Genomic DNA, 6,288 nt, shown 5'->3' with positions numbered 1-6,288 from the left:
GGAGGAAGGGGGTCGCCACACGCCGTTCTTCACGGGGTACCGTCCGCAGTTCTACTTCAGGACGACGGACGTGACGGGGGTGGCGAAGCTGCCGGAGGGCGTCGAGATGGTGATGCCCGGGGACAACGTGCGGATGGAGATCGAGCTGATCACGCCGATCGCGATGGACAAGGGGCTCAGGTTCGCGATCCGGGAGGGTGGCCGGACGGTGGGCGCCGGCACGGTCACGGAGATCATCCAGTAGTCGGCATGCCGAGGGGAGCCTGCCCGGCCGCCCGGCCGATCGCGGACCGGGAACGCGGGCAGCCCCGAGGCTCAAACCCCCGGCCCGCGGCCGGGGGGTGGGACGAAGATGGTGAACGAGAAGATTCGCATCCGGCTGAAGGCCTACGACCACCGGATCCTCGACCAGTCCACCAGCGAGATCGTGGATACGGCGAAGCGGACGGGGGCGCGGGTCGCGGGGCCGATCCCGCTCCCGACGGTCCGCAACCGGTGGACGGTTTTGAGGTCGCCCCACGTGGACAAGAAGTCTCGTGAGCAGTTCGAGATCCGGACGCACAAGCGGCTCCTGGACATCCTGCAGCCGACCCCCGAGACCGTGGAGGCGCTGATGAAGCTGGATCTTCCGGCGGGGGTCGACGTGGAGATCAAGGCGTTCGGTCCGTCGCAATCGTAGCCCGCGCGCCGTCCGGCGGGGCGGCGGCTGGAACCAACGGGCCAGGGCGCCCGCGTTCCACGAGGTCGAAGATGGTCGAAGGGATGATCGGAAGGAAAGTCGGGATGACCCAGGTCTTCCTCGAGGACGGCACGCTGGTGGGGGTGACGGTGCTCGAGGCCGGCCCCTGCGTCGTGGTCCAGCGCAGGACGGCGGCCAAGGACGGTTACGAGGCCGTCCAGCTCGGGCTCGTGGACCCCAGGTCCGCGAAGCGCGCGAACAAGCCGTCGCGCGGCCATCACGAGAAGGCCGGCGTTCCCCCGACCCGCCTCCTCCGCGAGTTCCGCCTCGAGCCCGGCGCCGACCTCAAGGCGGGCGAGCGGGTGCTCGTGGATCTGTTCCAGGGTGTATCGAAGGTGGACGTGATCGGCACCTCGAAGGGGAAGGGATTCCAGGGCGTCATGCGGCGGCACAACTTCAGCGGTGGCGCGTCGAGCCACGGATCGATGTTCCATCGCGCGCCGGGATCCATCGGCGCGTCGGCATTCCCGTCCCGGGTGTTCCCGGGGATGCGGGCGGCGGGCCACATGGGAGACGTCCGGGTCACGGTGAAGAACCTCAGGGTGGTTCGCGTCGACGTCGAGCGGAACCTGCTTCTCGTGAGAGGGGCGGTGCCCGGCCCCGTTGGCGCGAAGGTCCTCATTCGGAAGTCGAAGGGCGCCGCCCCGGCGGCGCGGGCGTAGGGCGGAGGCGGCCATGGCTCAGATCACCGTCCGCAACTGGAAGAACGAGCCGGTGGGAACGCTCGAGCTCCCCGACGCGATCTTCGCGTACCCGCTGAAGGAGCATCTCATCTACGAAGCGCTCTGCTCCTACCGCGCCGCCGGGCGCGCGGGGACCCACAAGGTCAAGAACCGGACCGAGGTCTCGGGCGGTACGAAGAAGCTCTGGCATCAGAAGCACACCGGCCGGGCCCGCATGGGCGACAACCGCTCTCCCCTCTGGCGGCACGGCGGAACCGTCCACGGCCCCGTCCCGCGGGACTACGCGTGGGACTTCCCGAAGCGGATGCGCCGAAATGCGCTCCGGTCGCTCCTGGCCCAGAAGCTGCGCGACGGGCGCCTCGTCTGCGTCCAGGATTTCGCAATCCCCTCGCATCGCACCGCGGAGCTCGAGACCGCGGTCGCCTCGGGCCTCGGCGTGACGGGGAAGGCGCTCCTGGTCCCGGCGGATGCCGAGAGGAACGTGGACCTGGCCGCCCGGAACAACCCGCGCCTCACGGTGGTCCGGGCCCTGGGAATGAGCGTCGTGGATCTCCTGGACCACGACATGGTCATCGTGTCCGAGCCCGCTCTGAAGCGGCTCGCCGAGGTGCTGGCGCGATGAAGACGGCGCATCAGAAGATCAAGCAGCCCCTGATCACGGAGAAGTCCACGCTGCTCCGGGACGCCAACGGGGTCTACTGCTTCAAGGCGGACGTCCGGGCGAACAAGATCGAGATCGCCCGGGCCGTCGAGTCGCTCTTCGGCGTGAGGGTCGTCGAGGTGCGAACGGCGAGGGTGAAGGGGAAGGTCCGGCGGATGGGGCGGCTCACGAGCCGGGGGCCGGACTGGAAGAAGGCCTGGGTCCGGCTCGCGCCGGGCGAGAAGGACATCGAGTTCTTCGAGGCCACGTAGGCGGGGAGCCGGGGAGTCCATATGGCGATCAAGAACTACAAGCCCACGAGCGCCGGGAGGCGCTTCGCCACGATCGTGGTCCGCGAGACGACGACCAACGATCCGCACAAGCCCCTCCTCGACAAGAAGCCCCGCACGGGGGGCCGGGACAATCGCGGGCTGATCGCGGTGCGGCACCGGGGAGGCGGGCACAAGCGGCGCTACCGCATCGTCGACTTCCGCCGCGACAAGATCGGGATCCCGGCGCGCGTCGAGACGATCGAGTACGATCCGAACCGGTCCGCGAACATCGCGCTCCTGTGCTACGCCGACGGCGAGCGGCGGTACATCCTCGCTCCCGAGGGTCTGACGGCGGGCGCCAGCATCGTCGCTTCCCCCGAGGCGGACATCGTCCCAGGCAACGCGCTGCCGCTGAGCGCGATCCCGCTGGGCACGACGATCCACAACGTGGAGCTGCGCCCGAGCCGGGGAGGTCAGCTGGTGCGCGCCGCCGGAGCGGGGGCCCAGCTCATGGCCCGCGAGGGGGCGCACGCCCTGGTCCGGCTACCGTCCGGCGAGACCCGCAAGATCCGGGTCGAGTGCTACGCGACGGTCGGACAGGTGGGGAACCTCGAGCGCGAGAACGAGAGCGTCGGCAAGGCCGGACGGAACCGTTGGCGCGGATGGCGGCCGACGGTCCGCGGAGTCGCGATGAACCCGGTGGACCACCCCCACGGCGGCGGCGAGGGGAAGACGTCGGGAGGCCGGCCGTCGGTGACCCCGTGGGGGGTGCCCACGAAGGGGAAGAAGACCCGGAACAACCCGCGCACGGACGCCTTCATCGTCCGGCGCCGCAAGTAGGGCGAGGGCCGAGACATGGCACGATCGATTGCGAAGGGCCCGTTCGTGGACGTCCCCTTGAAGCGGAAGGTGGACGAGCTGAACAAGCGCAACGAGAGGAAGGCCATCAAGACGTGGTCCCGGCGCTCCACCGTGATCCCCGACATGGTGGGCCACACGATGATGGTCCACAACGGGAAGAAGTTCATCCCGGTGTACGTCACGGAGAACATGGTCGGCCACAAGCTGGGGGAGTTCGCGCCGACCCGGACGTTCAAGGGGCACGGGACCAAGGGCGACAAGACCGCAACGGTCGCGGCCGCGAAGTGACGTCGGGAGGAAGACGGTGATCGCAAGTGCAAAGCTGAAGTATCTGGGCGTCTCGGCGCAGAAGACCCGGCTCGTGGTGGACCAGGTGCGCGGGAAGAACGTCGGAGACGCGCTGGCGGTCCTCCACTACTCCCCGAAGCTGGTCGCGAGGGACCTCGAGAAGGTCGTCCGGTCCGCGCTGGCCAACGCGCAGCAGAAGGACCCCAAGGTCGACGTGGACCGCCTGGTGATCGCGAAGGCGGTGGTCGACGAGGGGCCGCCGGCGAAGAGGATGCGCGCGAGGAGCATGGGGCGGATCTACCGGATCCTGAAGAAGACGTGTCACGTGACGATCGACCTGGCCTCCGCCGAGGAGCCGGGTCGCGGACCGCAGGCCGCGGGGCGGAGGTAGGATCGTGGGTCAGAAGGTCCACCCGTACGGTTTCCGGATCGGATTCAACAAGACCTGGCGCTCCCGCTGGTACGCGGAGAAGAAGTACGCGGAGCTGCTCCACGAGGACCTCGTCCTCAGGGCGGACCTGAAGAAGCGGCTGGGTCACGCGGGCGTGTCCGCCATCGAGATCGAGCGGGCCGCCAACAAGCTGAAGGTGAACATCCTCACCTCGCGCCCGGGGATCATCATCGGCCGCAAGGGGGCCGAGGTCGATCGGCTCAAGGAGGAGATCCGCAAGCGGACGCAGAGGGACGTGTTCATCAACATCCTGGAGATCGACAAGCCGGAGATCGACGCGCAGCTCGTGGGAGAGGCGATCGCCATGCAGCTGGAGAAGCGCGTCGCGTTCCGGCGGGCCATGCGGAAGGCGGTGGAGTCCGCAATCCGGTTCGGCGCGAAGGGGATCAAGGTGAGGGTCGGCGGCCGGCTCGCGGGGGCCGAGATCGCACGGGCCGAGTGGTACCTCGAGGGGCGGCTCCCGCTCCACACGCTGCGCGCGGAGGTGGACTTCGGGTTCGCGGAGGCGAGGACGACCTACGGCGCGATCGGGATCAAAGTCTGGATCTACCGGGGCGAGTCCCGCGAGATCCGCGTTCCCGAAGACGCCCGACGGTAGCCCGACCCGGACGTCGCAGGAAGGGACGATGCCATGTTGATGCCCAGCAAGGTGAAGTTCAGGAAGCAGCAGCGGGGTCGCCGGAGCGGAAAGGCCTATTCGGGCTCCACGGTGAGCTTCGGGGACTTCGGGCTCAAGGCGCTCGAGGCGGGCTGGATCACGGCGCGCCAGATCGAGGCGAGCCGCATCGCGATGACCCGTTTCGTGAAGCGCAGCGGCAAGGTGTGGATCCGCGTGTTTCCCGACAAGCCGATCACCAAGAAGCCTGCCGAGACTCGCATGGGAAAGGGGAAGGGCGCGCCCGAGGCGTGGGTCGCGGTCGTGAAGCCGGGCCGGGTGTTGTTCGAGATGGAAGGGCTCGAGGAGAAGGTGGCTCGCGAGGCGATGCAGCTCGCCGGCCACAAGCTGCCGATCAGGACGAGATTCGTCGTGCGGCAGCTCTGACGAGAAGGGAGCGGCGACCATGGCGCTCGAGGCGTCGAAGCTCAGGAACATGAGCCCGGAGGAGCTGGAGAAGGAGGAGCGGGAGATCCGCGAGGCGATCTGGAAGCTCCAACTCCAGCGGTCCACCGGTCAGGTCCAGGACCCCAACAAGCTGCGGGGGCTCAGGAAGGATCTCGCGAGGGTGCTGACGGTCCGGCGGGCGCAGGAGCTGGCCGCTGCCGACGGGCAGGGGCGCTGAGGAGATGGGTATGGCGGAGAAGACACGAGGCAGGCCGGCCGCCAAGATCGGGGTGGTGGTCTCCGACGGCATGGACAAGTCGGTGGTGGTCCGGGTCGACCGGATCGTGCGCCACTCGCGGTACTCGCGCTACGTCCGCCGGTCGGCGAAGTTCATGGCTCACGACGAGAAGGACCAGTGCAAGGTCGGCGACACGGTGGAGATTCTGGAGACCCGGCCGCTGTCCGCGCGGAAGCATTACAGGGTCCACCGGATCCTGAAGCGTTCCGTGTCGGCTGCCGAGGTCGGGACCCGAGAGGCCGAATAGCCGTTTCCGGCGGAGGCGACGACCATGATCCAGATGAGGACGATCCTCGAGGTCGCCGACAACTCGGGCGCGAAGAAGATCTCCTGTATCCACCTTCGGGGGGGATCGGAGGGGAAGACGGCCGAGATCGGCGACATCATCACCGCGAACGTCAAGGAGGCCGCCCCGGACGGGAACGTGAAGAAGGGGCAGGTGGTCAAGGCCGTGGTGGTTCGAACCGTCAACGTGTACCGTCGAAAGGACGGCTCGTACATCCGCTTCGACCAGAACGCGGCGGTTCTGATCAACGACGCGAAGGAGCCGATCGGCACCCGCGTGTTCGGACCCGTGGCCCGGGAGCTCCGGGACCGGAAGTTCATGAAGATCGTCTCGCTCGCCCCCGAGGTCCTCTGAGCGGCGGGGAGCGCGGGAGAGCAGGATGGCCAAGGCGCGCGTGAGGAAGAACGACATCGTGGCGGTGATCTCGGGGAAGGACCGCGGGAAGCGCGGTCGGGTGCTCCGGGTGATGGCGGAGAAGGGCCTGATCATGGTGGAGGGGGTCAACGTCGTCAAGCGGCACACGCGACCGAACCCGCAGAGGAACATCAAGGGCGGGATCGTGGACCGCGAAGTTCCGGTCCACGCGTCCAACGTCGCGCCGATCGACCCGGAGACGGACCGGCCGACCCGCGTCGGGACGAAGATTCAAGGAGACGGGCAGCGGGTGCGGGTCTCGCGGCGCAGCGGGGCCGTGCTGGAGAAGTGAGGATCGCGACGCGGGTCCCGCC

At 68.5% G+C, this 6,288-nt stretch carries 14 protein-coding genes; all 14 read left to right on the top strand.

The window, feature by feature from the left end; genetic code table 11:
- Positions 1–244, top strand: a 244-nt coding sequence (gene tuf, locus LAO51_04770) for an elongation factor Tu (GenBank protein ID MBZ5638055.1), incomplete at its 5' end; no start/stop codon positions are given.
- A 108-nt stretch (positions 245–352) separates the two neighbouring features.
- A complete protein-coding gene (gene rpsJ, locus LAO51_04765; protein MBZ5638054.1) occupies positions 353–679 on the top strand; it encodes a 30S ribosomal protein S10 in 327 nt (108 codons plus the stop codon).
- A 71-nt stretch (positions 680–750) separates the two neighbouring features.
- Positions 751–1,401, top strand: a complete 651-nt coding sequence (gene rplC, locus LAO51_04760) for a 50S ribosomal protein L3 (protein MBZ5638053.1) — start codon at positions 751–753, stop codon at positions 1,399–1,401.
- 13 nt (positions 1,402–1,414) lie between these two features.
- Positions 1,415–2,044 (top strand): 50S ribosomal protein L4, encoded by a 630-nt coding sequence (gene rplD / locus LAO51_04755; protein MBZ5638052.1) that lies wholly within the window; start codon positions 1,415–1,417, stop codon positions 2,042–2,044.
- Positions 2,041–2,334, top strand: a complete 294-nt coding sequence (rplW, locus tag LAO51_04750) for a 50S ribosomal protein L23 (GenBank protein MBZ5638051.1) — start codon at positions 2,041–2,043, stop codon at positions 2,332–2,334. The genes rplD and rplW overlap by 4 nt, the downstream gene beginning before the upstream one ends.
- Positions 2,335–2,355: 21 nt before the next feature.
- Positions 2,356–3,174: a 50S ribosomal protein L2 gene (rplB, locus tag LAO51_04745; GenBank protein ID MBZ5638050.1), complete on the top strand. Its 819-nt coding sequence runs from the start codon at positions 2,356–2,358 to the stop codon at positions 3,172–3,174.
- 15 nt (positions 3,175–3,189) lie between these two features.
- Positions 3,190–3,483, top strand: coding sequence for a 30S ribosomal protein S19 (gene rpsS, locus LAO51_04740; GenBank protein ID MBZ5638049.1), 294 nt, complete (start codon positions 3,190–3,192; stop codon positions 3,481–3,483).
- 16 nt (positions 3,484–3,499) lie between these two features.
- The gene (gene rplV, locus LAO51_04735; GenBank protein ID MBZ5638048.1) at positions 3,500–3,874 is read left to right on the top strand and encodes a 50S ribosomal protein L22; all 375 of its coding nucleotides are present in this window, start codon (positions 3,500–3,502) and stop codon (positions 3,872–3,874) included.
- A 4-nt stretch (positions 3,875–3,878) separates the two neighbouring features.
- Complete coding sequence (rpsC, locus tag LAO51_04730; GenBank protein MBZ5638047.1) at positions 3,879–4,532, top strand: 30S ribosomal protein S3; 654 nt, start codon at positions 3,879–3,881, stop codon at positions 4,530–4,532.
- A gap of 33 nt (positions 4,533–4,565) precedes the next feature.
- Positions 4,566–4,976: a 50S ribosomal protein L16 gene (gene rplP, locus LAO51_04725; protein MBZ5638046.1), complete on the top strand. Its 411-nt coding sequence runs from the start codon at positions 4,566–4,568 to the stop codon at positions 4,974–4,976.
- Between the two features lie 19 nt (positions 4,977–4,995).
- Positions 4,996–5,214, top strand: coding sequence for a 50S ribosomal protein L29 (rpmC, locus tag LAO51_04720; protein MBZ5638045.1), 219 nt, complete (start codon positions 4,996–4,998; stop codon positions 5,212–5,214).
- Between the two features lie 10 nt (positions 5,215–5,224).
- Positions 5,225–5,521, top strand: coding sequence for a 30S ribosomal protein S17 (gene rpsQ / locus LAO51_04715; protein MBZ5638044.1), 297 nt, complete (start codon positions 5,225–5,227; stop codon positions 5,519–5,521).
- A 24-nt stretch (positions 5,522–5,545) separates the two neighbouring features.
- On the top strand, positions 5,546–5,914 hold the full coding sequence (gene rplN, locus LAO51_04710) for a 50S ribosomal protein L14 (GenBank protein MBZ5638043.1): 369 nt from the start codon (positions 5,546–5,548) through the stop codon (positions 5,912–5,914).
- A gap of 25 nt (positions 5,915–5,939) precedes the next feature.
- Positions 5,940–6,266: a 50S ribosomal protein L24 gene (gene rplX / locus LAO51_04705; GenBank protein ID MBZ5638042.1), complete on the top strand. Its 327-nt coding sequence runs from the start codon at positions 5,940–5,942 to the stop codon at positions 6,264–6,266.
- Positions 6,267–6,288 lie beyond the last annotated feature (22 nt).

This window comes from Terriglobia bacterium (assembly GCA_020073205.1).
GTDB lineage: Bacteria > Acidobacteriota > Polarisedimenticolia > Polarisedimenticolales > JAIQFR01 > JAIQFR01.
This window is presented reverse-complemented; position numbering and strand designations above follow the sequence as displayed.